This window comes from Mycobacterium sp. IS-3022, assembly GCF_001500065.1.
In the GTDB taxonomy this organism is placed as follows: Bacteria; Actinomycetota; Actinomycetes; order Mycobacteriales; family Mycobacteriaceae; genus Mycobacterium.
Window position 1 is genome coordinate 106,113 of sequence record NZ_LQIN01000006.1, and the last position, 24,408, is coordinate 130,520.

The window sequence follows — 24,408 nt, forward strand, 5'->3', positions numbered from 1 at the left end:
GTGGGTAAAGTTGTCGCAGAACACCGGCCGGTGTTCGCTCACCGGGAGGGCCCATGTGGTATTGGCTGTTCAAGTACATCTTCATGGGGCCACTGCTTTCACTGCTGGGTAGGCCCAAAGTCCAAGGGCTTGAACATGTTCCGCACTCCGGTGCGGCGATTCTGGCCAGTAACCACCTCGCGGTCGCGGACAGCTTTTATCTGCCGTTGGTGGTCAGCCGCAGGATCACGTTCCTGGCCAAGGCCGAGTACTTCACCGGCACCGGCATCAAGGGCTGGTTCACCCGCTGGTTCTACACCGTCGCCGGTCAGGTGCCGATCGACCGCACCGATGCCGACAGCGCGCAGAGCGCTCTGAACACGGCCGAGCGCATCCTCGCCGAGGGCAAGCTGCTCGGGATGTATCCCGAAGGCACCCGGTCGCCCGACGGACGGCTCTACAAGGGCAAGACCGGCCTGGCCAGGCTGGCGCTGCAGACCGGTGTGCCGGTGATTCCGGTCGCCATGATCGGAACCGACGTCGTCAATCCGCCGGGCAGCAAGATGTGGCGCTTCGGTCGGGTACAGGTCAAGTTCGGCAAGCCGATGGACTTCAGCCGCTTCGAGGGGCTGGCGGGCAACCGCTTCATCGAGCGCGCGGTCATCGATGAGGTGATGTACGAGTTGATGCGGTTGTCCGGTCAGGAGTACGTCGACCTCTACGCCGCCGACATCAAGGAGGGTAGGGCCGACGACGCGATGAAGCCGTCGGCCCGCATGCCGGAAGTAGCCGCCGGTTAGTTGACCGCGGGCACCGGCGCGGCGTCGACGACCGGCCTGCTGCGCTGCGCGGTGGCCACCGACAGTGAGCCCGCCGAGACGATCACCGCGATCGCCCACCACACGTAGGAGCCGCCGGCGAGTTGGCGCCACAGCGACGCCGCGGTCTCCTTGTGCTCAGGCATCAGCGTGATCGGCGTCCACACCATCAACGCCAAACCTGCGACCGCCACCACGGCCAGCGCCGCGTGCCGTCTTCGGTACGCCACCAGCGCCGCGACCACCAGCGCGGGCAGCGCCCACACCCAGTGGTGCGACCACGACACCGGTGACACCACGAGCCCGAACATGGCCACGCAGATCAGTGCGAGGACGGGCTGATCGGCCTTGAGCACGCGTCGCACCGCCCACACGGTCAGCCCCAGCACCGCGAAACAGGCTATTGCCCACAGCACGAACCGCGGTCCTTCGCCCAGCCCGAGCCGGGCCAACGCGCCCGCGATGTTCTGGTTGGTGTTCAGCGTCGCGGTGCCGATGCGATCGGTGTTGCGCACCGTCTCGGTCCAGTACTCGAGCGAGTCACGCCAGGCGAACGCGACCCCGACCAGCGTGGCGACGACGGCGGACGCCGCGGTGACGAGCAGTGCGCGGGTGTCGCGACGCAGCAGGAAGTAGAGCAGGAAGACCGCCGGGGTGAGTTTCAGCGCGATCGCCAGCCCGAGCAGCATGCCCCGCGGCCACGGTGTCCGGCGCGGCACGCAATCGGCGATCACCAGCGTCATCAACACCACGTTGATCTGCCCGAAGTCGAAGTTCGACCGGATGGGCTCCAAGTAGACGACCGCCGGTGCGACGACGGCCGCGGCCAGCCACGCCTGCCGCAGCCACGCGGGTTCGCCGGTCACCGTGGTCGCGGGCCAGACGTCGCACCGGTGAAGCACGATCGTCACCGCGACGATCAGCAACACCAGCGTGGTCACCGTGATCGCCGCGCTGGCCGCCTCCAACGACAACAACGCGAACGGGGAGAAGGCCACGGCGGCCAGCGGCGGATAGGTGAACGGCAGGTCCAGCCCGCCCCGCGTGTGGAACATCGCGCCGTCGGCGTAGAGCGCTCGACCGTCCAGCCAGGCTTGTCCGCCCATCCGGTAGACGTCGACGTCGATGCGGTAAGGGACCGGGCCGAGCAACCGCCAACCCGCCCAGGCCAACGCGGCCACGGTGAGCAACTGGAACAGCCGCCAGGCGAGCGTTGGCCCCCAACCAGCCCCGCCGGGCGACCGCCACATACTCATGTCATCGACCAGACTATCGGGGTGCACCGGCAGGTCGGCCGGTATCCCGGCCACGACACGCGCAGGTCATTGTGCTCCTCGCGTCCGCAGCGGGCGGCGTAAGTTTTCTGAGTGCTCGCGGACATCCACCTCGACTTCGCCGTCCCCCCGGCGCGGGTGCCGCTCGTGTTCTGCCTGGTCGCGTTCATCCTGACGTTCTTCGTGACCCGCACGATCGTGCGGTACATCCGCAGCCACCAGAACAGCACTGCGCCACGCAAGTGGTGGCAGCCGCGCAATATCTCTGTTTCGGCGGCGCAGGGTAGTGGGCTGCACATCCACCACGTGGTGATCGGTGTGGTCCTGGTCATGGTCTCCGGTGTGACGATGGTGACGTTGGCGGTTGACGGGGGAGTACCCGAATTCACGGCGGCGGCAATCTTTTTCGGAATCGGCGCGGCGCTGGTCCTCGACGAGTTCGCGTTGATCCTGCATCTGGAGGACGTGTACTGGGCCGAGGACGGGCGGACCTCGGTCGATGCGGTGTTCGCCGCGGTCGCCGTCGCCGGCCTGCTGATTCTGGGTTTCAACCCGCTGTCGTTCTTCGACATCGACATCTGGCGCACCGACCACAATCTGCTGGCGCGGGCGGGGGTGATCGCGGCGGCGGTGCTGACGCTGCTGCTTGCCGTCGTTGTGCTGCTCAAGGGCAAGGTGTGGACAGGGCTGATCGGGATGTTCCTCACACCGCTGCTCGTCGTCGGTGCGATCCGGTTGTCCCGCCCGCATGCGCCGTGGGCGCGCTGGCGCTACACCAACCGGCCCCGCAAGATGCGCCGGGCGCTGGAACGGGAGCGGTGGCTGCGGCGGCCCGTCGTGCAGGCCAAGTTGTGGTTGCAGGACGCCGTCGCCGGCATGCCCAAGTTCCCAGACGACGCGGAGGTCGACGAGCAACTCGACCGCGAAATCCGCGCCGCTCCGGCGCCGAAGGACCGGTCGGTCGCGGCGGAAACCGAAAAGGAACCTGCTTAGTGCGCTACTTCTACGACACCGAGTTCATCGACAACGGTCGCACGATCGAACTGATATCGATCGGCGTTGCCGCAGAGGACGGCCGCGAATATTACGCAGTGTCAACCGAATTCAACCCCGAACGGGCGGGCAGCTGGGTACGCAAGCACGTGCTGCCCAAACTTCCGCCGCCGGCCTCACAGCTGTGGCGTTCGCGGCGCCAGATCCGCTCGGAGCTGGAGGACTTCTTCGGCATCGATGGTGACGAGCCGATCGAGCTGTGGGCCTGGGTGGGCGCCTACGACCACGTCGTGCTGTGTCAGCTGTGGGGCCCGATGACCGACCTTCCGCCGGCGATCCCGCGTTTCACGCGGGAGTTGCGTCAGTACTGGGAAGAGCGCGGTTCCCCGCGGATGCCGCCGCGGCCGCGGGATTCTCACGATGCGCTGGTCGATGCTCGCCACAATCTGCGGCGGTTTCAGCTGATGACCACCGGTGAAGCGTCGGCCCAGCGGTGAGAAAGCACATGTCGCGGGCCGTTACCATGAACGGGTGAACTGGACCGTCGACGTACCCATCGACCAGTTGCCACCGTTGCCGCCACTGCCCGATGAACTGCGGCACCGGCTCGACGCCGCGCTCGCCAAGCCTGCGGTTCAGCAGCCGAGCTGGGACGCCGATGCGGCCAAGAACATGCGCACCGTGCTGGAGAGTGTTCCGCCGGTGACCGTGCCCGCCGAGGTCGAGCGGCTCAAGGGTCTGCTGGCCGACGTGGCGTGCGGCAAGGCGTTCCTGTTGCAGGGCGGAGACTGCGCCGAGACGTTCGTCAACAACACCGAACCCCACATCCGGGCCAACATCCGCGCGTTGCTGCAGATGGCGGTGGTACTCACCTACGGCGCCAGCGTGCCGGTCGTCAAGGTCGCGCGTATCGCGGGCCAGTACGCCAAACCCCGCTCGGCCGACATCGACGCGCTCGGACTGCGGTCCTACCGCGGCGACATGGTCAACGGCTTCGCACCCGAGCCCGCGGCTCGTGAGCACGACCCGTCGCGGCTGGTGCGGGCCTACGCCAACGCGAGCGCGGCGATGAACCTGGTCCGGGCGCTGACCGGGTCCGGTCTCGCGTCGCTGCATCAGGTGCACGACTGGAACCGCGAGTTCGTCCGCACTTCCCCCGCGGGCGCCCGCTACGAGGCGCTGGCCGGTGAAATCGACCGCGCGCTGACGTTCATGAGCGCCTGCGGTGTCGACAACCGCAATCTGGAGACCGCCGAGATCTACGCCAGCCATGAGGCGCTGGTGCTCGACTACGAACGCGCGATGCTCCGGCTGTCCGAGACCGAGCAGGGCTCGAAGCTCTACGACCTGTCCGCGCACTACGTGTGGATCGGCGAGCGGACCCGCCAACTCGATGGCGCCCACATCGCGTTCGCGGAGGTGATCGCGAATCCGATCGGCGTCAAACTCGGCCCGACCATGACACCGGAACTCGCGGTCGAGTACGTCGAGCGGCTGGACCCGAACAACGTGCCGGGCCGGCTGACGCTGGTGACCCGCATGGGCAACAACAAGGTCCGCGATCTGCTGCCGCCGATCATCGAGAAGGTCCAGGCCACCGGCCACCAGGTGATCTGGCAGTGCGATCCGATGCACGGCAACACCCACGAGTCCTCCACCGGCTACAAGACCCGCCACTTCGACCGCATCGTCGACGAGGTGCAGGGCTACTTCGAGGTGCACCGGGCGTTGGGCACCCACCCCGGCGGCATCCACGTCGAGATCACCGGTGAGAACGTCACCGAATGTCTCGGCGGAGCGCAGGACATCTCGGATTCCGACCTCGCCGGGCGCTACGAAACCGCCTGTGACCCGCGGTTGAACACCCAGCAGAGCCTGGAACTCGCGTTCCTGGTCGCGGAGATGCTGCGCGACTAGATCGCGGCTAGAAGAGGTTGGGCAGGTTGCTGCCGGCGGTCCATGCGGCCGCCGCGATCAGCGCCGTCAGCGTCAACACGGCGACCACCCAGAACAGCAGCGTGCGGCGAGCGCGCTGCCGCGCCCAGTAGAACTCGTCGAGGTCGATTCCAGCGAACTGTCCCACCGCCGGCTGGAGTTCGGGCTCGGGCACCGGCCAGTCGTCTCGCGGTAGCGTCCGGGTCTGTTGGCGCGGCGCCGGTGAATTCGCCGTCCGCGCCGCGGCGGTCTGCAGGGCCGCGGACGCATGCTGGGCGGAATTGCGGGGAGCCGGCACCCGGAACGGCGGCAACCCGAGTTCGTCGACGATCGCCTCCAGGTGCTCGCCCATCTCATCGGCGTCGGCGTAGCGGTGCGCGGTGTCGCGGGCGGTGGCCCGCGCCACCAGATCGTCGAATTGCGCTGGGACGCCGGCGATCGTCGAGCTCGGTGCCGGCACGTCGTTGTCCATCCGCTGATAGGCCACCGCGAGCGCGGTGTCGCCGGCGAACGGCGTATGGCCGGTCAGCAGTTCGTAGGTCAGGATCCCGACTGCGTAGACGTCGCTGCGTGGGTCGGCGTCGCCGGTGCTGACCTGTTCCGGCGACAGATACGCCGCGGTGCCCAGGATGACGCTGGTGGAGGTGATTTTCGCTTCGGCGACCGCGCGCACCAGCCCGAAGTCGGCGATCTTGACGTCGCCGCCGTCGGAGATCAGCACGTTCTCGGGCTTGACGTCGCGGTGCACCAGGCCCGCCCGGTGCGCCGCCGCGAGTCCGCCGAGAACCGGCGCCAGCACCGCCGCGGCCGCATGCGGGGGCATCGGCCCGCGCTCGCGCAGCAGTTCGCGAAGCGTCCCACCCTCGACGAGTTCCATCACCAGGAAGGGGGGATGGCCACCTACGGCTCCGCCGCCCTGGTCGTACACGGCGACCAGGCCGGGATCGGTCAACCGGGCGACCGCGCGTGCCTCACGCTGGAACCGGGTCAAGAACTGCGTGTCCCCCGCGTACCGCGCGTCCATCACCTTGAGCGCCACGGGCCGATCGAGGCGTAGGTCGAGCCCACGGTAGACCGCGGACATGCCGCCGGTGGCGATCAAGGTGTCGACGCGGTACCGACCGTCGAGCACGGCCCCGGCAAGCGGGTCCGTGTGCGGGTAGGCATCCACCGAAGACATGTTACGGAGGGCGATCTCGTCGATTTCGCGCCTCCGGCCGGGCGTGACCGGATTTAGACTCGGTGCCGTGAGCAGTATTCCGGCCGCGGAGGACGTCCTCGACCCGGCCGAGGATGTCTACGACCTGCCGACCGTCGCCGAGATGCTGGGCGTGGCGGTGACCAAGGTGCATCAGCAACTGCGCGACGGCCATCTGATCGGGGTGCGCCGAGACGGCGCGGTGGTGGTCCCGAAGATCTTCTTCGACGCCACCGGCCACGTCGTCAAGACGCTGCCCGGTCTACTGGTCGTGTTGCGCGACGGCGGTTACCACGACACCGAGATCGTGCGCTGGCTGTTCACCCCCGACGCATCGTTGACGATCAGGCGCGACGGCACCACCGACGCGTTGGCTAATGCCCGGCCGGTTGACGCTCTTCACTCGCATCAGGCCCGTGAGGTGGTGCGCCGGGCTCAGGCGTTGGCTTATTGACGGCTCGCCGTGGCGCTTTGTACAGCGAATACCACGCCACCGCGGCGCACGCCACGGACAACAGCACGTGCGCCCACGAATACATGCCGTGCGCCCCGTCGGGTTTCCAGATCACGGTGATCCACGTGGACAGTCCCGCGATCACCGCGATCGACCGGCGGCTCTGGGCCAGCGCCGCCACCACCGCCAGCGGCCAGGTGTAGTACCAGGGCAGGGCCGCGGGGACCAACAGCACCACGATCACCATCACCACCGCGATACCGGTCAGCGCCTCCCGGTCGGTGTGCCGAAATCGCCACCACACGAACGGAAGTGACACCGCGATGACCACGATCCCGATGATCCTGGCGACGTCGAGCACGGCGTAGAAGTTCACTGGCAGGAACAATCCGCCGATGACGTTGATGAGGTTCGCCGCCGCGGTCGGCAGCGTCAGCCAATTGATGATCTTCACCGATCCGGCCAGCGCGGTGAGCCAGCCCAGCCCCACCCCCGCCGCGAAGGACAGCGCCGCGAACACCGCGGACAAGATCAGCGCCGAGCCCGCGGTCGCCGCCACGAACGCCTTGACCGGTGAGAAGCCGCGCCCGTCGCGCAGGTTGCGGGCCCACACCCACACCATGAACGGAAGCGCCAGCCCGGCAGTCGCTTTCACCGCGACCGCGACCGCGATCAGGCTCACGCCCCACAGATGGCGGCCATTGAACGTCAACGCGATGCCCGCCATCATCAGGCCCACCATCAACATCTCGTTGTGCACGCCGCCCATCAGATGGATGATCACCAGCGGGTTGAGCACGCAGATCCACAGTGCGGTCGCGCCGTCGGCGCCGATATGGCGGGCGACGCGCGGCGCGGCCCAGATCAGCAGCGCCAGGCCGGGGAGCATGCACAGCCGCAGCAGCATCGTGCCCGCGACGACGTCGTCGCCGACCAGCATCGTGACGAACTTGGAGATGAGGATGAAGCCCGGGCCGTATGGCGCGGTGGTGGTGGTCCAGATCGGGCTGACGTTGTCCAGCAACGAGTTCGGGTTGTCGACGGGGCCAACCGCGTACGGGTCGAGCCCGTCGCGCAGCAGAGCGCCCTGAGCGAGGTAGGAATAGGTGTCGCGGCTGAACAGTGGGACGCTCAGCAGCAGCGGCGCCAACCAGAAGGCGGTCGTCGCAACCATGGTGTATTCGGTCGCGGTGCGGTTGACCACCTGGCGGCCCAGCCACAGCCACGCCGCCAGCATCAGCGCCACGCCGCCCCACAGCAGGATCGACGACAGCACCAAGCCGTGCCCGAACCGCAGCCACGACATGTGCAGCGATTCCAGCAGCGGGTCGTGCAGTCGGGTACTGCCCGCGCCCAGACCGCCCGCGGTGATCAGCACCGCCCCCACGAAACCGAGCCGGGCGGGTTGGGCCTGCGGTGACGTCGCGAATGAGGTCAACCTTGAGAAGTGCTGGGTCACACTGCTTTTCGATGGCCAGGTCGACGGTGGGGTGGTCATGCTCACGCGGTTCGATTCGCGGCCAGTCGGGCCAGCTCGGACAGTCCCGCCTTGGCGTGCGCGTCGATGTCGGCGGCGCCGAGGGTGTCGAGCGCCCGGCGGGTGAGCTCCTCGATGCGGCTCTCCACCGCCGCGAGCGCACCGACCGACTCGATCACCCCGCACAGCTCTGAGACCTGAGCCTCGGACAGTTCAGAACCGATGGAGGTGCGCAGCAGCTTGGCCGCCACCGGGTCGGTCTTCTCGGCGAGCTCGACCGCCTCGGCCAGCAGCACGGTGCGCTTGCCGGCCCGCAGGTCGTCGCCGGAGGGTTTGCCGGTGACCGCGGGGTCGCCGAACACCCCGAGCACATCGTCGCGCAGCTGGAACGCCACGCCGAGGTCGGTGCCGAGATCGTGAAAGGCGTCTTGGACGTCCGGACGGTCGGCGGCGGCAGCGACGCCGAGTTGCAGCGGCCGGGTGATCGTGTACGACGCGGTCTTGTAGATGTTGACAGTCAGCGCCGAGGCCACCGACTGCGCGCCGCTGGCTTCGGCGACGATGTCGAGATACTGGCCGCCGAGCACTTCGGTACGGATCGCGGCCCACACCCGCCGCACCCGCCGCGCCGCGTCGGCGGGCAGCTCGGCCGTCGCGACGACGTCGTCCGCCCACACCAGCGCAAGGTCGCCGAGCAGGATCGCCGCCGACATGCCGAACTGCTCGGCCGAGCCGCGCCACCCGTGCGCGCGGTGCCGCTCGGCGAACAGCCGGTGCACCGTGGGCAGTCCGCGGCGCGTGGCCGACGCGTCGATGACGTCGTCATGCACCAGCGCGCACGCGTGCAGCAGTTCGAGCGCCGAGCACAATCGCAACACATCCGGATCGAGCGGGTCCTCGGACCGGTCGGCAACCGACCGCCAACCCCAGTACGCGAAGGCGGGCCGCAGCCGCTTGCCGCCGCGCAGCACGAATTCCTCCAGCGCCGCGGTCAGTTCGGCGTAATCGTCGCCCATGTATGCGCATTCGCTGCGCCGGTCCTGCAGCAGACCGCGCAGCTGGTCGGTGACGGCGCCGGCCAGTTCGACGGCTGACGGTGCCGCGGCATGCACGCTCAGCGGGCGCCCCTTTCTCTGTCTAATCGCGGGCGTCGCCCACCCGCGGGGATTGATCACGGCTCATATAGGCCAACGCGCCGATGATGCCGGCCACCAGGAACGAGCCCAGGCCCAGCCAGATCGCCGCGCCGGTGAACGACCGGGCGCTCGGGTCGGTGTAGCGGGCTTGGGCGTTCATCGTGCTGACGACGCCGGGCCGCAACTTCCATTCGACGATCTCGGTGGAGACCTGGTCGCCGTTGGTCGAGGTGACCTCGCCGGGGAAGGACACCGTCAGCGAGACGTCGGCCTCCGGGTCGTTGAGCGAGGTGAGGTCCGCACGACCCTCGAGGATCACCAGGTCGCCGGCGCGGCGCAGCGAGATGTCGACACCCGCGGCGTCGCGGTTCATGTTGGCCAACTGCGGCAGCTCGGCGAATGTGAGGTCGGAGAACACCGCCTGGGAACCGACGTAGTCGTCGCGGCTGTACTCCGAGACCGCCACCTTGTTGGCGAACGGCAGGTTGTTCAACAGCTGAGGGCCCTTGTCGTCGGCGTTCCGCGGTTTGGCCGCGGCGACGATCTGTCCGGACACCCGGTCGTCGGGGGACACCGTGATCGACGCCCGCACTCGAACGCAGCCAACGGCCGTCGGCAGCACGACGAGAGTCAGCATCACGAGCGCGAGCAACCGGGTTCTGCTGCTGCGATGGCGGGCCGGCACGAGGTCATCGTGCCAGATGCCCGATCACAGTGGCAGTGACCGGCCCAGGATCGCGAAAGCGCGCGGATCGCCCGCGAAGTGGTAGCCGCGGATAACGTCGGTGAACCCCAGCCTGCGGTACAAACGCCACGCCCGATTCGCCTCGCCGTTGATCTCGGGCGTCGACAGCAACACGTGGGACTCCTCCCGGCCGGCGAGCAGCCTGCGGGCCAACGCCTCACCGAGCCCACGGCCCTGAGCGCGGGGGTGGATGTGCAACTCGGTGAGCTCGAAGTAGCTCGTCATCAACTCTGCGATCCGCGCCCGGTCGGCCCCCACGCGCTGCAGCCCGGCCACGACCTGCTGTTGCCACCACTGATCCGGTGCGCCGCAGTAGCCGTAGGCGACGCCGAGAATGGCGGCGCTGCACGGATCGGCGTCAAGGCCCTCGACGGCGGCGACGGCCTTCCATCCCGGCCTGCGGGTGTGCTCGAGCCACATCGACGCCCGCTGGTCCTCGGTGCCGCGTGGATAGCGCATCGCGTCGACGTAGACGGCGAGCGCGTCACCGAGCCGGCGTTGCATATCGCCCGGCGACAGATCGATGAGAAATGTCGCCAACTGTGCCTGCCTCTCCGCGTGCCTTGCGGTGTCGTCCACACCATTATCGAGCGCAGCCGCCCGCGCTCTCCAAACGGCGGTGTCACGTCATACAATCGGGCGTCGAACTAGGTGGTACGGCTCAGATCGACCTCGTATCATGACTGTTAGGTGCCCGGAAGGCGGGCGCCGTCGAGTTTGGACTTCGAGACGGCCGCAGTCGGCCCAGGGTTTCCGAGGGAGGGACGAATGCCACTCTCCGATCATGAGCAGCGCATGCTCGACCAGATCGAGAGCGCGCTCTACGCCGAGGACCCGAAGTTCGCTTCGAGTGTTCGCGGCGGCACCCTGCGCGCTCCCTCGACCCGACGCCGACTGCAAGGCGCCGCGCTGTTCGTGATCGGCCTCGCGATGCTGGTGTCCGGTGTCGCGTTCCCGGCCACCCAGATCAGTGGCTTCCCAGTGCTCTCGGTCCTCGGTTTCATCGTGATGTTCGGCGGTGTCGTGTATGCGATCACCGGCCCGCGTGTACCCGGTGGCCGCGACCGCTCGGCTCCCGAGCCCGGCGCCCCGCGTCAGAAGCGCAGCAAGGGTTCGGGCGGATCGTTCGCCAGTCGCATGGAAGATCGGTTCCGCCGCCGCTTCGACGAGTAGTTACCCGCCGACGCAGGGGCAGCCCGTAAGGGGCTGCCCCTTTTTTCGTGGGCGGGCGGGCCGTCACGCCCCACTGTTCCCCACCACTGCGCCGCGCGCCGTCTAGCAGCGATTTTCCCTGCCCAGCGCGACGGCCGCCCAGCCGCGAGAGATCTAGTTACCACTCTTTTTGGGGCCGGAGTGGGGCTACCGGCAGAATTGCCCGCTCTAAATGGTGGAGAGTGGGGGATTGTGGGGTAAAGTGGCAGACACCGGAGCGACCGGACTCCGGGCGGCAGGGAGGTCGGCGAGATGTTTCTCGGCACCTACACGCCGAAACTCGACGACAAAGGGCGGCTCACGCTGCCCGCCAAGTTCCGCGACGCGCTGGCAGGAGGGTTGATGGTCACCAAGAGTCAGGATCACAGCCTCGCCGTTTACCCGCGCGCCGAGTTCGAGAAGCTGGCGCGGCGGGCGTCGCAGGCATCGCGAAGCAATCCCGAAGCGCGCGCTTTCCTGCGGAACCTGGCTGCCGCCACCGATGAACAGCATCCGGATGCGCAAGGCCGGATCACCCTGTCGGCCGATCACCGTCGCTACGCGAACCTGTCGAAGGACTGCGTGGTGATCGGATCGGTCGATTACCTGGAGATCTGGGATTCGACAGCATGGCAGGAGTACCAGCAGACCCACGAAGAGAACTTCTCTGCGGCCACCGATGAAGCTCTGCACGACATCATCTGATCCGGCGGTCGACCGACACAGCGGCCGACATCTGGCCCGTGCATCGCGGTCTCTGCCCGAACCGGCCCTGGCGTACTTCCCCAACGCCAGGTTCGCGCTCTCGGACAGGGACCCCGATGCAGGGGCGTGGAACGGAGGGAAGGCGATGGAACGGCGCACCGGAGACCATGGACACGTCCCGGTCATGCTGGACCGCTGCGTCGAACTCCTCAAACCCGCGCTGACGCGGCACAGCTCATCCGGTGAGGGAGCGCTGCTCGTCGACGCGACCCTCGGCGCGGGCGGACACGCCGAGAGGTTTCTGACCGAACTGCCCGGGCTGCGACTGATCGGCCTGGACCGCGACCCCGACGCACTGTGGATCGCGGGGGAGCGGTTGTCGCGGTTCGCCGACCGGGTGACGTTGGTGCGCACTCGCTACGACGGCATCGCGACGGCCCTCAGCGAAACCGCCTGGAGCGCAGGCAAAGCCGACGGTGTGCTGTTCGACCTCGGCGTGTCCTCCATGCAGCTGGACCGCACCGACCGCGGGTTCTCCTACGCCGCGGACGCGCCGCTGGACATGCGGATGGACCCCGACGCGGAGCTGACGGCCGCGGACGTCGTCAACACCTACGACCAGAAGTCGCTGACCCGGCTGTTGCGCGAGTTCGGCGAGGAGCGCTTCGCCGGCCGGATCGCCGCCGCGCTCGTCCGCCGGCGCGCCCGCCAGCCCTTCCGTACCACCGGCGAGCTGGTCGAGCTGCTTTATCAGGCGATTCCGGCGCCTGCGCGGCGCACCGGCGGCCACCCGGCGAAGCGCACGTTCCAGGCGCTGCGCATCGCGGTCAACGGCGAGTTGGACTCGTTGCGTGCCGCGTTGCCGGCGGCGCTGAGCGCTCTCACCCCGGGAGGCCGCATCGTCGTGATGGCCTACCAGTCGTTGGAGGACCGCATCGTCAAATCGGCCTTCGCGGCCGCAGCGGCGTCCAGGACACCACCCGGCCTTCCCGTCGAACTGCCGGGTCACGGCCCGGAGTTCGTCGCACTGACCCGCGGTGTCGAGCGCGCAGCTCCCGAGGAGATCGAACGAAACCCGCGTAGCGCGCCCGTGCGGCTACGAGCACTGGAGAAGGTGGGGGCCGCCAGGTGAAGGTTAAGCAGACCAAGCAGACCAAGCAGACCAAGCGGGCCAAGCCGACCAAGCAGGTCAAGCGAGGTGCAGCGGTGCGCGGCGGCGACGAGCGTCGGCGCTCCACCCGAGGTGCCCAGCGTCGCTCGGGGGATGCGCAGGCGCGACGCAAGCCCACTCGTGAGCAGCGACCGCAGCGCTCCGGGCCGCAGACCAATCCCATTCCGCGTCCCTCCGATGCACCGGGCCGGCCGAAGAACGCCAGCCAGGCCAAGGCGCGGGCCAAGGCCCGAAAAGCCAAAGCCCCGAAGGTCGTTCGGCCGCCGCTGCGCGAGCGCATCATCGTCAAGCTGGCCTCGATCGAGCTGAATCCGCGTGCTCTGATGTCCAGGGTGCCGTTCGTGGTGCTCGTGATCGGCTCGCTTGGATTCGGCCTCGGGACCACACTGTGGCTTTCCACCGACGCGGCGGAGCGCTCCTACCGGCTGGGCAACGCCCGCGAGACGAATCAGGCTCTGCTGCAACAGAAGGAAGCGCTGGAGCGCGATGTGCTCGAGGCGCAGGCCGCACCCGCGTTGGCCGAAGCCGCCCGCGAGCTCGGGATGATCCCGTCGCGCGACACCGCTCACCTGGTGCAGGATCCCGCCGGCAACTGGGTAGTGGTCGGAACTCCCAAGCCGGCCGAAGGGGTTCCGCCGCCGCCGCTCAACACGCCACTGCCGGAAGAGACTCCGCCGCCGGCGCCGCGGCCGCCCGCGCCGCGTGTCGTCGAGCCCCGTGAGCTGACCGTTCGCATGCCGTCCCGCGAGGAACCGCAGCTGGGCGCACAGGCGCCGACGGCAGTCCCCCCGGGCGCACAGTCGCCGACGGCGGTGCCGCCGGCCGTGGCCGCGCCGCATGCGCTTCCGGGACAGCCGCCGCTTCCCGGCCCCGCCGCCGCGATGCCGCCGACCGCGCCGATCGTCCCGCCCGGCGATCACATGCAGGCCGCTCCGCTCGGTGCGCCGCACGTTCCCACCCAGCAGGCGCTGCCGGGCCCGGTACCGGGAGCCGAGCAGTTCAGCCCCGCCGTCCCGGCGCCGGCAGGCGCTGGAGCATGAGCCGCGGCGAGCGCCGGCGCCGCGATGGCGGTGCTCAGGACACCCGCCGCAAGTCCGTCGCCGTTTCGCAGGAACGGTCGGCAAAATCCCGCCGGACCCGCGCGCCGATGGCCGGAACCGGCTTGCGCAGCGCGTCTTTCGTGTTCCGGCACCGGGTCGGCAACGCGGTCATCTTCCTGGTGCTGATCGTCGCGGCCGGTCAGCTGTTCAACCTTCAGGTGCCTCGCGCGGAGGGGCTGCGCGCCGAGGCCGCGGGCCAGCTCAAGGTCGTCGACGTCGAGAAGGCTGTGCGCGGTTCGATCGTCGACCGCAACAACGACAAGCTCGCCTTCACGATCGAGGCGCGCGCCCTGACCTTTCAGCCGGTCAAGGTCCGCAAGCAGTTGGAGGAGGCCAGGGCGAAATCCACGGAGGCGCCCGAACCGAACCGCAGGCTACGTGAGATCGCCGCCGAGGTGGCGTCGCGGCTGAACAACAAGCCCGATGCCGCAACCGTTCTCAAGAAGCTCAAGAGCAGTGAGACGTTCGTCTACCTCGCGCGTGCGGTCGACCCCGCGATCGCCGACGCGATCACCACCAAGTTCCCCGAGGTGGGTTCGGAGCGCCAGGATCTGCGCCAGTATCCGGGCGGCTCGTTGGCCGCCAACATCGTGGGCGGTATCGACTGGGACGGGCACGGCCTGCTCGGCCTCGAGGACTCGCTCGACGCCGTGCTGGCGGGCACCGACGGGTCGATCACCTATGACCGCGGGTCCGACGGCGTCGTCATCCCGGGCAGTTACCGCAACCGCCACGACGCGGTCGACGGTTCCACGGTGATGCTGACCATTGACGACGACATCCAGTTCTACGTTCAGCAGCAGGTGCAGCAGGCCAAGAACCTGTCCGGCGCCAAGAACGTCTCCGCCGTGGTGCTGGACGCGAAAAGCGGTGAGGTGCTGGCGATGGCGAACGACAACACGTTCGACCCGAGCCAGGACATCGGCCGTCAGGAGGATCGCGAACTGGGCAACCCGTCGGTGTCGTCTCCGTACGAGCCCGGCTCGGTCAACAAGATCGTCACCGCCGCCTCCGTCATCGAGTACGGGTTGTCGCATCCCGACGAGGTGCTGCAGGTGCCGGGGTCGATCCATATGGGTGGCGTCACCGTCGGCGACGCGTGGGAGCACGGCACGATGCCCTACACCACCACCGGGATCTTCGGTAAGTCCTCCAACGTGGGCACGCTGATGCTGGCCCAGCGTCTCGGCCCCGAGCGCTTCTTCGAGATGCTGCGCAAGTTCGGTCTCGGGCAGCGCACTCGGGTCGGACTGCCGGGGGAGAGCGCAGGTCTGGTCCCGCCGATCGACCAGTGGTCGGGTAGCACGTTCGCCAACCTGCCCATCGGACAGGGCCTTTCGATGACGCTGCTTCAGATGACGGGGATGTATCAGGCGATCGCCAACGACGGTGTGCGCGTCCCACCCCGCATCGTCAAGTCCACCATCGGTCCCGACGGCACTCGCACCGACGAACCGCGGCCCGAGGGTGTGCGGGTGGTGTCGCCGAAGACCGCGCAGACAGTGCGGCAGATGCTGCGGGCGACGGTGCAACGCGACCCCACGGGCGAACAGCAGGGCACCGGCTGGCAGGCCGGCGTCGAGGGGTATCAGATCTCCGGGAAAACCGGCACGGCACAGCAGATCAACCCGGCGTGCGGGTGCTACTACGACGACGTCTACTGGATCACCTTCGCCGGCATCGCCACCACCGACGATCCTCGCTACGTGGTCGGCATCATGATGGACAACCCGCAGCGCACCGCCGACGGCCAGCCTGGAACGACGGCAGCGCCGCTGTTCCACAACATCACGTCCTGGCTGCTGCAGCGCGAGAATGTGCCGCTCTCGCCGGACCCCGGTCCACGGCTGACGCTGCAGGCCACCTGAGGGCGGCGCCGACGGCCTCCGACATGCGGCGGGCGCCCAGAGTGCCGGGTCGGTAGGGTGTCTTGGCCATGAACCTGCGACCCCGCCATCCCGCCGGTCCGGCGCTCGGGCCACTGGCCGAGCAGGTCCAGGCGGTGCCCGCCGGAGGCGGACCCGTGCCGCAGATCAGCATCACCGGAGTCACGTTGCGCAGCGGCGACGTCGAACCCGGCGACCTGTTCGCGGCGCTGCCCGGCGCGTCGTCGCACGGCGGACGGCATGCGAGTGAGGCCGTCGCACGCGGCGCGACCGCGGTCCTGACCGATCCGGACGGGCTGGTGCTCGTGGGGACCGAGGTGGACGTGCCCGTCCTCATCCACCCGTCCCCGCGGTCGGTGCTCGGCGAGTTGGCGGCGGCGGTGTACGGACGACCGTCCGAGCGGCTGCGTGTCATCGGGGTCACGGGCACTTCCGGCAAGACCACCACCACATATCTGGTGGAGGCCGGGCTGCGGTCGGCGGAGCGGGTGGCCGGGCTGATCGGCACGGTCGGGGTCCGAATCGACGGACGCGATCAGGCCAGTGCCCTCACCACGCCCGAAGCGCCCGATCTGCAAGCGTTGCTCGCGGTGATGGTCGAGCAGGGGGTCGACACCGTCGTGATGGAGGTGTCGAGCCACGCACTGTCGCTGGGCCGCGTCGACGGTGTGCGGTTCGCGGTCGGAGGGTTCACCAACCTGTCGCGCGACCACCTCGACTTCCACCCGACGATGCGCGACTACTTCGAAGCCAAGGCGCGGCTGTTCGATCCCGAATCCCGCAATTGCGCAGACGTTTCCGTGCTGTGCGTGGACGACGACGCAGGCCGCGCGATGGCCAGGCTGGCGCGCGACCCGGTCACCGTCAGTGCGACCGGACGCGACGCCGACTGGCGTGTCGACGACATCCGCACCGTCGACCGCAACGCGCAGGAGTTCTTCGCGGTCGACCCCGCCGGTGTGCATCACGGGCTGCGGATCGGGCTGCCGGGTCGCTACAACGTGGCCAACTGCCTACTCGCGGCCGCGCTGCTCGACGCGGTCGGGGTCTCGCCCGAACAGGCCGCGCCCGGATTGCGCACCGCGACCGTGCCGGGCCGGATGGAAGCCGTCGAGCGCGGACAGGACTTCCTGGCGCTGGTCGACTACGCGCACAAGCCCGGAGCGCTGCAGGCGGTGCTGGAGACACTGCGGGCGCAGACCGACGGCCGGCTGGCGGTGGTCTTCGGTGCGGGCGGCAACCGCGATCAAGGTAAGCGGGAGCCGATGGGACGCGTCGCCGCCGAGTTGGCCGACCTGGTGGTCGTCACCGACGACAATCCTCGCGACGAGGATCCCGCCGCGATCCGCGCGGCGATCGTCGCGGGAGCCTCGACCGGGTCCACGAAGGTCGTCGAGATCGGGGACCGCCGCGCGGCGATCGCTCACGCGGTGGCGTGGGCGCGGGCCGGGGACGTCGTGTTGATCGCGGGGAAGGGCCACGAGGCCGGCCAGACCAGCGCCGGAGTGACCCGCCCGTTCGACGACCGCCAGGAGCTGGCGGACGCCCTCGAGGCAGCGGGTCACCGGCCATGATCGACCTCACGATCGCCCAGATCGCCGAGATCGTCGGCGGCCGGCTCGCCGACGTCTCCGCCGAGGACGCTTCATCCACCCGGATCACGGGCACCGTCGAGTTCGACTCGCGGGCCGTCACGCGCGGCGGCCTCTTTCTCGCGCTGCCCGGGGCCCGTTCGGACGGACACGACTTTGCCGCCGCGGCCGTGGCGTCCGGCGCCGCCGCAGTGCTCGCCGCGCGGCCGGTCGGGGTGCCCGCGATCGTCGTCGATCCGACCCCCGAGACGTCCGACCGTGGCGCAGGCGTGCTGGAGCACGACTCCGACGGCTCCGGCGCAGCGGTGCTGGCAGCATTGGCGAAGCTGGCGGCCGCGGTCGCCGCGGAACTCGTCGAGGGCGGGCTCACGATCATCGGCATCACCGGATCGTCCGGCAAGACCTCGACCAAGGACCTGGTGGCTGCGGTGCTGGCGCCGCTGGGCGAGGTGATCGCGCCGCCGGGGTCGTTCAACAATGAACTCGGTCATCCCTGGACGGTGCTGCGCGCGACGCGGGCCACCGATTTCCTGGTGCTGGAGATGTCGGCTCGCCACCGCGGCAACATCGCGGCGCTGGCCGCCATCGCCACGCCGTCCATCGCGGTGGTGTTGAACGTGGGCACTGCGCACCTCGGCGAGTTTGGTTCCCGTGAGGCGATTGCGGCGACGAAAGCCGAACTGCCGCAAGCTGTTCCGGCGTCCGGGGCGGTAGTGCTCAATGTCGACGACAGCGCGGTGGCCGCGATGGCCGCGCAGACCGCGGCGCGGGTGGTCCGGGTGTCCCGGGAGCCCGGCGGCGGGGACGCGGACGTCTGGGCCGAGGCGGTCACGCTCGACGAGCTGGCCCGGCCGCGGTTCAACCTGCACGCCGGACCCCGACATGTCGAGGTCACGCTTTCCGTGCACGGCGACCACCAGGTCTCCAACGCCCTGTGTGCGGCGGCCGTCGCGTTGGAGTGCGGCGCTTCTCTCGAGCAAGTGGCGGCCGCGCTCGCCACCGCCGGGCCGGTGTCCAAACACCGCATGCAGGTCACCACCCGCAGCGACGGGGTCACCGTCATCAACGACGCGTACAACGCCAACCCCGACTCGATGCGCGCGGGTCTCAAGGCGCTGGCGTGGATGGCGCGCGTGGGCCCACACCCGGTGGGCCCACGCGCGCTGCGCAGCGGAGGTAGGGGAGGCGGGGGACGACGCCGCAGCTGGGCGGTGCTCGGCGAGATGGCCGAACTCGGCGACGACGCGATATCCGAGCATGACCGCATCGGCCGACTGGCCGTGCGATTAGATGTGTCACGACTCATCGTCGTCGGAACCGGGAGGGCTATGAGCGCCATGCACCACGGCGCAGTGATGGAGGGATCGTGGGGGGCTGAGGCCACCATGGTCGCCGACGCCGACGCGGCGCTGGCACTGCTGCGCGCCGAACTGCAACCGTCAGACGTGGTGCTGGTGAAGGCCTCCAACGCGGCCGGGCTGGGCGCGTTGGCCGATGCTTTGCTTGATCTTGGGGCTGCCGAGACCCGGGACCCGCACGCATGAGACAGATCCTCATCGCCGTCGGCATTGCGCTGACGGTCTCGATCCTGCTCACCCCGTTGCTGATCCGGCTGTTCACCCGACAGGGCTTCGGCCACGAGATCCGCGAGGACGGGCCGCCGACCCACCACAAGAAGCGCGGCACACCGTCGATGGGCGGGGTGGCGATCGTCGCAGGGATCTGGGCCAGCTACCTGGGCACGCACCTGGTGGGTGTCGTGATGGACGGCCGGGGCCCGTCCGCGTCGGGGTTGCTGGTGTTGTTCCTGGCCACCGCGCTGGGCGTCGTGGGCTTCGTCGACGACCTGATCAAGATTCGGCGCTCGCGCAACCTCGGCCTGAACAAGACCGCCAAGACGCTCGGGATCCTGGCCGCCGCGATGCTGTTCGGCGTGCTGGCCCTGCAGTTCCGCAACGCCGACGGGTTGACGCCCGGCAGCGCCGAACTGTCCTATGTGCGCGAGATCGCCACCGTCACGTTGCCGCCCGTGTTGTTCGTATTGTTCTGCGTCGTCGTGGTCAGCGCCTGGTCGAACGCGGTGAACTTCACCGATGGTCTGGACGGCCTCGCCGCGGGCGCGATGGCGATGGTGTGCGCGGCGTACGTGCTGATCACGTTCTGGCAGTTCCGCAATGCCTGTGCGACCAGCCCCGGGCTGGGCTGCTACAACGTGCGCGACCCGCTGGACCTGGCGATCATCGCGGCCGCGACCGCGGGGGCGTGCATCGGTTTCCTGTGGTGGAATGCCGCGCCGGCCAAGATCTTCATGGGCGACACCGGATCGCTGGCGCTGGGCGGCATCATCGCCGGGCTGTCGGTAGCGAGCCGCACCGAGATGTTGGCCGTGGTGCTCGGTGCGCTGTTCGTCGCCGAGGTGGTGTCGGTCGTCGTGCAGATCATGGCGTTTCGCACCACCGGGCGCCGGGTGTTCCGGATGGCGCCGTTCCACCACCACTTCGAGCTGGTCGGGTGGGCGGAGACAACGGTGATCATCCGGTTTTGGCTGCTCACCGCGATCGCCTGCGGGCTCGGTGTCGCGCTGTTCTACAGCGAGTGGCTGACCACCGTCGGTGCCTGAAATGGTCCGGATCGAGCCGCTGGTACCCGGTGCCCGTGTGCTGGTCACCGGCGCCGGGCTCACCGGCCGCTCGGTGAGCGCCGTGCTGGAGCCGACCGGCGTTCGACTGACGATTTGCGACGACGACCCGCTTGCGTTGCAGCGGCTGATCACGCCCGCGACGGTCGTCACCACCGCCGAGGCCGAGGCGAACATCGGCGACTACGCGTTGGTGGTCACCAGCCCGGGGTTCGCGCCGACCACGCCGGTGCTGGTCGCGGCGGCGGCGGCCGGGGTGCCGGTCTGGGGTGACGTGGAGCTGGCCTGGCGGCTGGACCGGGCCGGCTGGTTCGGGCCGCCGCGGCGCTGGCTGGTGGTCACCGGGACCAACGGCAAGACGACGACCACGTCGATGTTGCACGCCATGCTGGTCGCGGCGGGGCGCCGCGCGGTGCTGTGCGGCAACATCGGCAACCCGGTGCTCGACGTGTTGGCCGAGCCATCCGACCTGCTCGCGGTCGAGTTGTCCAGCTTCCAGCTGCACTGGGCGCCGTCGCTGCGCCCGGACGCGGGCGTGGTGCTCAACGTCGCCGAAGACCACCTCGACTGGCACGGTTCGATGGCGGCCTATGCCCGCGACAAGGCCCGCGTGCTGGACGGGCGCGTCGCGGTGGTCGGACTCGACGACCCGGTCGCCGCGGGCCTGCTCGACACCGCCGCCGCCGCCACCCGCGTCGGCTTCCGCCTCGGCGAGCCGGGCGCCGGTGAACTCGGCGTGGTCGGCGGCACACTCGTCGACAACGCTTTCGGCGATCGGGTCGCGCTCGCCGAAGCGGCGTCCATCCCGGTGGCCGGACCGGTCGGGGTCCTTGACGCGCTCGCCGCGGCCGCCCTCGCCCGCGCGGTCGACGTGGCGCCGAGCGCCATCGCCGACGCGTTGGCCGGCTTCCAGGTCGGCAGGCACCGCGCCCAGGTGGTCGGGACGGTCGACGGGGTCACCTATGTCGACGACTCCAAGGCGACCAACCCGCACGCCGCCCGCGCGTCGATCGCCGCCTACTCGCGGGTGGTGTGGGTGGCCGGCGGCATGCTCAAGGGCGCTTCGGTCGACGAGCTGCTCGCCTCCGTGGCGAATCGGCTGGTCGGAGCGGTGCTGATCGGCCGCGACCGGGCGACGATCGCCGAGGCGTTATCGCGACACGCCCCGGATGTCCCCGTCATCGAGGTTGTGACGGGGGAGGATTTTGGGGTGCAAGGGACAATTGGGTCGAAAGTTAGTCCTGTTACTAATGTGATCAGACTCGGAGACGCCTCCTCCGGGAACGAGATCATGGCCGCGGTCGTCGGCGCGGCCCGGGACCTCGCCCGCGCGGGCGACACCGTGTTGTTGGCCCCCGCCGGCGCCTCCTTCGACCAGTTCAGCGGCTACAGCCACCGGGGCGACGCGTTCGCCGACGCCGTGCGCGCCCTGTCCGGATAGCGGGCGATGAGCGCGATCCTGACCCGGCTGCGGCTACGCAGGGCGGGCGCCGAGGACAAGCCGGCGGAGCCGGTGCCCGAAACGGCCGGACCCCGAACCCGTTTCGGAGCGTGGCTCGGCCGGCCGATGACGTCGTTTCACCTGATCATCGCGGTTGCCGCCCTGCTGACCACGCTCGGGCTGACGATGGTGCTGTCGGCCTCCGGGGTGTACTCCTACGACCAGGACGGCTCGCCCTGGGTCGTGTTCGGCAAGCAGGTGCTGTGGACGGTGGTCGGGCTGTTCGCGTTCTACCTCGCGTTGCGCGTCCCCATCCAATTGATGCGCAGCCTCGCGTTCTCGGGGTTCGCGATCACGATCGTGCTGTTGATCCTGGTGCTGGTCCCGGGAATCGGCACGGTGGCCAACGGTTCTCGGGGCTGGTTCGTGGTCGCGGGACTGTCGATGCAGCCTTCCGAGCTGGCCAAGATCGCATTCGCCATCTGGGGTGCCCATCTGCTGGCCGCCCGTCGGATGGAACAGGCCTCGCTCAAGGAGATGCTGATCCCGCTCGTGCCGGCCGCGTTCGTCGCGCTGGCGCTCATCGTCGCGCAGCCCGACCTCGGACAAACCGTGTCGCTGGGCATCATCCTGTTGGGCCTGCTGTGGTACGCCGGGCTGCCGCTGCGGGTGTTCGTGTCCTCACTGTTCATGGTCGTGGTGTCGGCCGCCGTACTCGCCATGGCCGAGGGCTACCGGTCGGCGCGGGTGCAGTCCTGGCTGAATCCCGCGGCCGACGCGCAGGGGTCCGGGTATCAGGCCCGTCAGGCCCGGTTCGCGCTGGCCAACGGCGGGGTCTTCGGGGACGGTCTGGGCCAGGGCGCGGCCAAATGGAATTACCTGCCCAACGCCCACAACGACTTCATCTTCGCGATCATCGGCGAGGAGCTGGGCTTCATCGGCGCTGCGGGCCTGTTGTGTCTGTTCGGCCTGTTCGCCTACACCGGTATGCGCATCGCCCGGCGCTCTGCCGATCCGTTCCTGCGCCTGCTGACCGCCACCGCGACGTTGTGGATCATGGGCCAGGTATTCATCAACGTGGGCTACGTGGTCGGGTTGCTGCCGGTCACCGGGCTCCAGCTGCCGCTCATCTCGGCCGGCGGAACATCAACGGCGACAACGCTTCTGATGATCGGCATCATGGCGAACGCGGCGCGGCACGAACCCGAGGCGGTGGCGGCTCTGCGCGCCGGCCGCGACGATCGGGTCAACAACCTGCTGCGGTTGCCGCTGCCCGCGCCCTATGTGCCGTCGCGCACCGAGGCGCTGCGCGACCGGCTCAGCAGGCGCGGCGCCGAGCGGTCCGGCAAACCGAGTAAGGGCAACCGCACTCGGCCCGCCAAGCCCGCGGCCAAGCAGGCCCCCAAGCCCGCGCGCAAGCAGGCCGCCGGCGACCGCCGCAAACGTCAGACGGCCGGCGGGCCGGTACGGGCCGCAAGGCATCATGGAAGCGGCCGTTCGGACAGAAGCCGGCGGCGCGCACTGGAAGGTCAGCGTTACGGGTGAACGACACGGTCTCCGTGGTACTCGCGGGCGGCGGCACCGCGGGACACGTCGAACCGGCGATGGCGGTGGCCGACGCCCTGGCCGCGCTCAGCCCGACTGTGCGGATCACGGCGCTGGGCACACCCCGTGGCCTGGAGACCCGGCTGGTGCCTCAACGCGGCTATCACCTCGAACTGATCCAGCCGGTGCCTTTGCCGCGCAAACTCTCCGGTGATCTCGTCCGCCTGCCCGTGCGGCTGCGACGGGCGGTTCGGCAGACCCGGGCGGTGCTCGACGAGGTCCAGGCCGACGTCGTCGTCGGATTCGGTGGCTATGTCGCGGTGCCGGCATATCTGGCCTCGCACAGCCTGCGGCGGCGCCGGCGGGTGCCGGTGGTGGTGCACGAGGCGAACGCCAGCGCCGGCTGGGCCAACCGGGTCGGGGCCCGATCGGCGCGGCGGATCCTCTCGGCGGTGCCCGACCCCGGGTTGGGCGATGTCGAGGTGGTCGGAGTCCCGGTGCGCGCGGCGATCACCTCGCTGGACCGGACGGCATTGCGGGCCGAGGCCCGCGCCCACTTCGGATTCGCCCCCGATGCCCGCGTGCTGTTGGTGTTCGGCGGATCGCAGGGTGCCCAGTCCCTCAACGGTGCGGTGTCGGCCGCAGCCAAAGACCTTGCCGCTGCCGGCATTTCGGTGTTGCACGCCCACGGCCCCAAGAACACCCTGGACCTGCGTGAGCCCGCCGACGGCGACCCGCCTTATGTCGCGGTGCCGTATCTGGACCGGATGGATCTGGCGTACGCCGCAGCGGACCTGGCGATCTGCCGATCCGGCGCGATGACCGTCGCCGAACTGACCGCGGTCGGGCTGCCCGCGGTGTACGTGCCGCTGCCGATCGGCAACGGCGAGCAACGGCTCAACGCGCTGCCCGTGGTCAACGCCGGCGGGGGGCTGATCGTCGAGGACGCCGACCTGTCGCCGGGCGTCGTCGCCGACACCGTCGTGAACCTGCTCACCGACCCCGGCCGGATGCAGACGATGACGGCGGCCGCTGCGCTGGCCGGTCACCGCGACGCGGCCAGGCGGGTTGCTGAGATCGCTCTCGAAGTCGCGCGTGGCTCCGGACGAAAGAGCCTGCAGTGAAAGCGA

The 24,408-nt window shown here is 69.4% G+C and carries 22 protein-coding genes; 16 read left to right on the plus strand and 6 right to left on the minus strand.

Going from position 1 to position 24,408, the window contains the following annotated elements; all coding sequences use genetic code 11:
• Window positions 1-53 precede the first annotated feature (53 nt).
• On the plus strand, window positions 54-779 hold the full coding sequence (locus tag AU188_RS07050) for a lysophospholipid acyltransferase family protein (protein WP_059163019.1): 726 nt from the start codon (window positions 54-56) through the stop codon (window positions 777-779).
• Here AU188_RS07050 and AU188_RS07055 read toward each other — a convergent pair.
• On the minus strand, window positions 776-2,053 hold the full coding sequence (locus AU188_RS07055; RefSeq protein ID WP_059163053.1) for a glycosyltransferase 87 family protein: 1,278 nt from the start codon (window positions 2,051-2,053) through the stop codon (window positions 776-778). The two genes, AU188_RS07050 and AU188_RS07055, sit on opposite strands and share 4 nt — an antisense overlap.
• Before the next feature lie 111 nt (window positions 2,054-2,164).
• On the opposite strand from AU188_RS07055, the gene AU188_RS07060 reads away from it, so the two are divergent.
• From AU188_RS07060 to AU188_RS07070, 3 genes are read left to right on the plus strand one after another with little or no spacing between them, the layout of a single operon-like run.
• Window positions 2,165-3,064: a hypothetical protein gene (locus AU188_RS07060; protein ID WP_059163020.1), complete on the plus strand. Its 900-nt coding sequence runs from the start codon at window positions 2,165-2,167 to the stop codon at window positions 3,062-3,064.
• Window positions 3,064-3,561, plus strand: coding sequence for a polyadenylate-specific 3'-exoribonuclease AS (locus tag AU188_RS07065; RefSeq protein WP_059163021.1), 498 nt, complete (start codon window positions 3,064-3,066; stop codon window positions 3,559-3,561). The genes AU188_RS07060 and AU188_RS07065 overlap by 1 nt, the downstream gene beginning before the upstream one ends.
• A 34-nt stretch (window positions 3,562-3,595) precedes the next feature.
• On the plus strand, window positions 3,596-4,981 hold the full coding sequence (locus AU188_RS07070; protein ID WP_059163054.1) for a class II 3-deoxy-7-phosphoheptulonate synthase: 1,386 nt from the start codon (window positions 3,596-3,598) through the stop codon (window positions 4,979-4,981).
• A gap of 7 nt (window positions 4,982-4,988) precedes the next feature.
• Here the strand turns inward: AU188_RS07070 and AU188_RS07075 are convergent, their stop codons facing one another.
• A complete protein-coding gene (locus tag AU188_RS07075; RefSeq protein WP_059163022.1) occupies window positions 4,989-6,179 on the minus strand; it encodes a protein kinase domain-containing protein in 1,191 nt (396 codons plus the stop codon).
• Window positions 6,180-6,246: 67 nt separating this feature from the next.
• Between AU188_RS07075 and AU188_RS07080 the strand changes: the two genes are divergently transcribed.
• Window positions 6,247-6,651 carry an Rv2175c family DNA-binding protein gene (locus AU188_RS07080; protein WP_059163055.1) on the plus strand — a complete coding sequence of 135 codons (405 nt, stop codon included), beginning with the start codon at window positions 6,247-6,249 and terminating at the stop codon, window positions 6,649-6,651.
• On the opposite strand, the gene AU188_RS07085 is transcribed toward AU188_RS07080, so the two are convergent.
• The 4 genes from AU188_RS07085 to AU188_RS07100 all read right to left on the minus strand — a co-directional run bounded on the left by AU188_RS07085 (window position 6,572) and on the right by AU188_RS07100 (window position 10,549).
• Window positions 6,572-8,149, minus strand: a complete 1,578-nt coding sequence (locus AU188_RS07085) for an alpha-(1->6)-mannopyranosyltransferase A (protein WP_059163023.1) — start codon at window positions 8,147-8,149, stop codon at window positions 6,572-6,574. The two genes, AU188_RS07080 and AU188_RS07085, sit on opposite strands and share 80 nt — an antisense overlap.
• 2 nt (window positions 8,150-8,151) lie before the next feature.
• The gene (gene idsA2 / locus AU188_RS07090) at window positions 8,152-9,240 is read right to left on the minus strand and encodes a bifunctional (2E,6E)-farnesyl/geranyl diphosphate synthase (RefSeq protein ID WP_059163024.1); all 1,089 of its coding nucleotides are present in this window, start codon (window positions 9,238-9,240) and stop codon (window positions 8,152-8,154) included.
• Between the two features lie 25 nt (window positions 9,241-9,265).
• On the minus strand, window positions 9,266-9,901 hold the full coding sequence (locus AU188_RS07095) for an LppM family (lipo)protein (RefSeq protein ID WP_059098955.1): 636 nt from the start codon (window positions 9,899-9,901) through the stop codon (window positions 9,266-9,268).
• A 72-nt stretch (window positions 9,902-9,973) separates the two neighbouring features.
• On the minus strand, window positions 9,974-10,549 hold the full coding sequence (locus AU188_RS07100; RefSeq protein WP_059163056.1) for a GNAT family N-acetyltransferase: 576 nt from the start codon (window positions 10,547-10,549) through the stop codon (window positions 9,974-9,976).
• Between the two features lie 228 nt (window positions 10,550-10,777).
• Here AU188_RS07100 and AU188_RS07105 point away from each other — a divergent pair, with 228 nt between their 5' ends.
• The 11 genes from AU188_RS07105 (at window position 10,778) to murG (ending at window position 24,402) form a co-directional block, all read left to right on the plus strand.
• Window positions 10,778-11,182: an SCO2097 family morphological protein gene (locus tag AU188_RS07105; protein ID WP_059098923.1), complete on the plus strand. Its 405-nt coding sequence runs from the start codon at window positions 10,778-10,780 to the stop codon at window positions 11,180-11,182.
• 291 nt (window positions 11,183-11,473) lie between these two features.
• A complete protein-coding gene (mraZ, locus tag AU188_RS07110) occupies window positions 11,474-11,905 on the plus strand; it encodes a division/cell wall cluster transcriptional repressor MraZ (RefSeq protein ID WP_059098924.1) in 432 nt (143 codons plus the stop codon).
• Window positions 11,906-12,050: 145 nt separating this feature from the next.
• Window positions 12,051-13,037: a 16S rRNA (cytosine(1402)-N(4))-methyltransferase RsmH gene (gene rsmH, locus AU188_RS07115; RefSeq protein ID WP_059163025.1), complete on the plus strand. Its 987-nt coding sequence runs from the start codon at window positions 12,051-12,053 to the stop codon at window positions 13,035-13,037.
• Window positions 13,034-14,116: a cell division protein FtsL gene (gene ftsL, locus AU188_RS07120; protein WP_059163026.1), complete on the plus strand. Its 1,083-nt coding sequence runs from the start codon at window positions 13,034-13,036 to the stop codon at window positions 14,114-14,116. The genes rsmH and ftsL overlap by 4 nt, the downstream gene beginning before the upstream one ends.
• 107 nt (window positions 14,117-14,223) lie before the next feature.
• Complete coding sequence (locus AU188_RS07125; protein ID WP_502687592.1) at window positions 14,224-16,044, plus strand: peptidoglycan D,D-transpeptidase FtsI family protein; 1,821 nt, start codon at window positions 14,224-14,226, stop codon at window positions 16,042-16,044.
• Window positions 16,045-16,112: 68 nt separating this feature from the next.
• A complete protein-coding gene (locus AU188_RS07130) occupies window positions 16,113-17,636 on the plus strand; it encodes a UDP-N-acetylmuramoyl-L-alanyl-D-glutamate--2,6-diaminopimelate ligase (protein ID WP_059163028.1) in 1,524 nt (507 codons plus the stop codon).
• On the plus strand, window positions 17,633-19,198 hold the full coding sequence (locus AU188_RS07135) for a UDP-N-acetylmuramoyl-tripeptide--D-alanyl-D-alanine ligase (protein ID WP_059163029.1): 1,566 nt from the start codon (window positions 17,633-17,635) through the stop codon (window positions 19,196-19,198). The genes AU188_RS07130 and AU188_RS07135 overlap by 4 nt, the downstream gene beginning before the upstream one ends.
• Entirely contained in the window at window positions 19,195-20,274 is a 1,080-nt protein-coding gene (gene mraY / locus AU188_RS07140) for a phospho-N-acetylmuramoyl-pentapeptide-transferase (RefSeq protein ID WP_059163030.1), read from the plus strand. The genes AU188_RS07135 and mraY overlap by 4 nt, the downstream gene beginning before the upstream one ends.
• Before the next feature lies 1 nt (window position 20,275).
• Window positions 20,276-21,733 carry a UDP-N-acetylmuramoyl-L-alanine--D-glutamate ligase gene (murD, locus tag AU188_RS07145; RefSeq protein ID WP_059163031.1) on the plus strand — a complete coding sequence of 486 codons (1,458 nt, stop codon included), beginning with the start codon at window positions 20,276-20,278 and terminating at the stop codon, window positions 21,731-21,733.
• Between the two features lie 15 nt (window positions 21,734-21,748).
• Window positions 21,749-23,278: a putative lipid II flippase FtsW gene (gene ftsW, locus AU188_RS07150; protein WP_172799418.1), complete on the plus strand. Its 1,530-nt coding sequence runs from the start codon at window positions 21,749-21,751 to the stop codon at window positions 23,276-23,278.
• Window positions 23,275-24,402 carry an undecaprenyldiphospho-muramoylpentapeptide beta-N-acetylglucosaminyltransferase gene (gene murG, locus AU188_RS07155; protein ID WP_059163033.1) on the plus strand — a complete coding sequence of 376 codons (1,128 nt, stop codon included), beginning with the start codon at window positions 23,275-23,277 and terminating at the stop codon, window positions 24,400-24,402. Before ftsW ends, murG begins: the two co-directional genes overlap by 4 nt.
• The last annotated feature ends 6 nt before the right edge of the window (window positions 24,403-24,408 follow it).

Excerpts from the sequence above, each read along its gene's own strand:
- AU188_RS07050 (WP_059163019.1), top strand. The coding sequence starts at position 54 with ATGTGGTATTGGCTGTTCAAGTACATCTTCATGGGGCCACTGCTTTCA.
- AU188_RS07055 (WP_059163053.1), bottom strand. The coding sequence starts at position 2,053 with ATGAGTATGTGGCGGTCGCCCGGCGGGGCTGGTTGGGGGCCAACGCTC.
- AU188_RS07075 (WP_059163022.1), bottom strand. The coding sequence starts at position 6,179 with ATGTCTTCGGTGGATGCCTACCCGCACACGGACCCGCTTGCCGGGGCC.
- AU188_RS07085 (WP_059163023.1), bottom strand. The coding sequence starts at position 8,149 with ATGACCACCCCACCGTCGACCTGGCCATCGAAAAGCAGTGTGACCCAG.
- AU188_RS07095 (WP_059098955.1), bottom strand. The coding sequence starts at position 9,901 with ATGCTGACTCTCGTCGTGCTGCCGACGGCCGTTGGCTGCGTTCGAGTG.
- AU188_RS07105 (WP_059098923.1), top strand. The coding sequence starts at position 10,778 with ATGCCACTCTCCGATCATGAGCAGCGCATGCTCGACCAGATCGAGAGC.
- mraZ (WP_059098924.1), top strand. The coding sequence starts at position 11,474 with ATGTTTCTCGGCACCTACACGCCGAAACTCGACGACAAAGGGCGGCTC.
- rsmH (WP_059163025.1), top strand. The coding sequence starts at position 12,051 with ATGGAACGGCGCACCGGAGACCATGGACACGTCCCGGTCATGCTGGAC.
- AU188_RS07125 (WP_502687592.1), top strand. The coding sequence starts at position 14,224 with ATGGCCGGAACCGGCTTGCGCAGCGCGTCTTTCGTGTTCCGGCACCGG.
- AU188_RS07130 (WP_059163028.1), top strand. The coding sequence starts at position 16,113 with ATGAACCTGCGACCCCGCCATCCCGCCGGTCCGGCGCTCGGGCCACTG.
- AU188_RS07135 (WP_059163029.1), top strand. The coding sequence starts at position 17,633 with ATGATCGACCTCACGATCGCCCAGATCGCCGAGATCGTCGGCGGCCGG.
- mraY (WP_059163030.1), top strand. The coding sequence starts at position 19,195 with ATGAGACAGATCCTCATCGCCGTCGGCATTGCGCTGACGGTCTCGATC.
- murD (WP_059163031.1), top strand. The coding sequence starts at position 20,276 with ATGGTCCGGATCGAGCCGCTGGTACCCGGTGCCCGTGTGCTGGTCACC.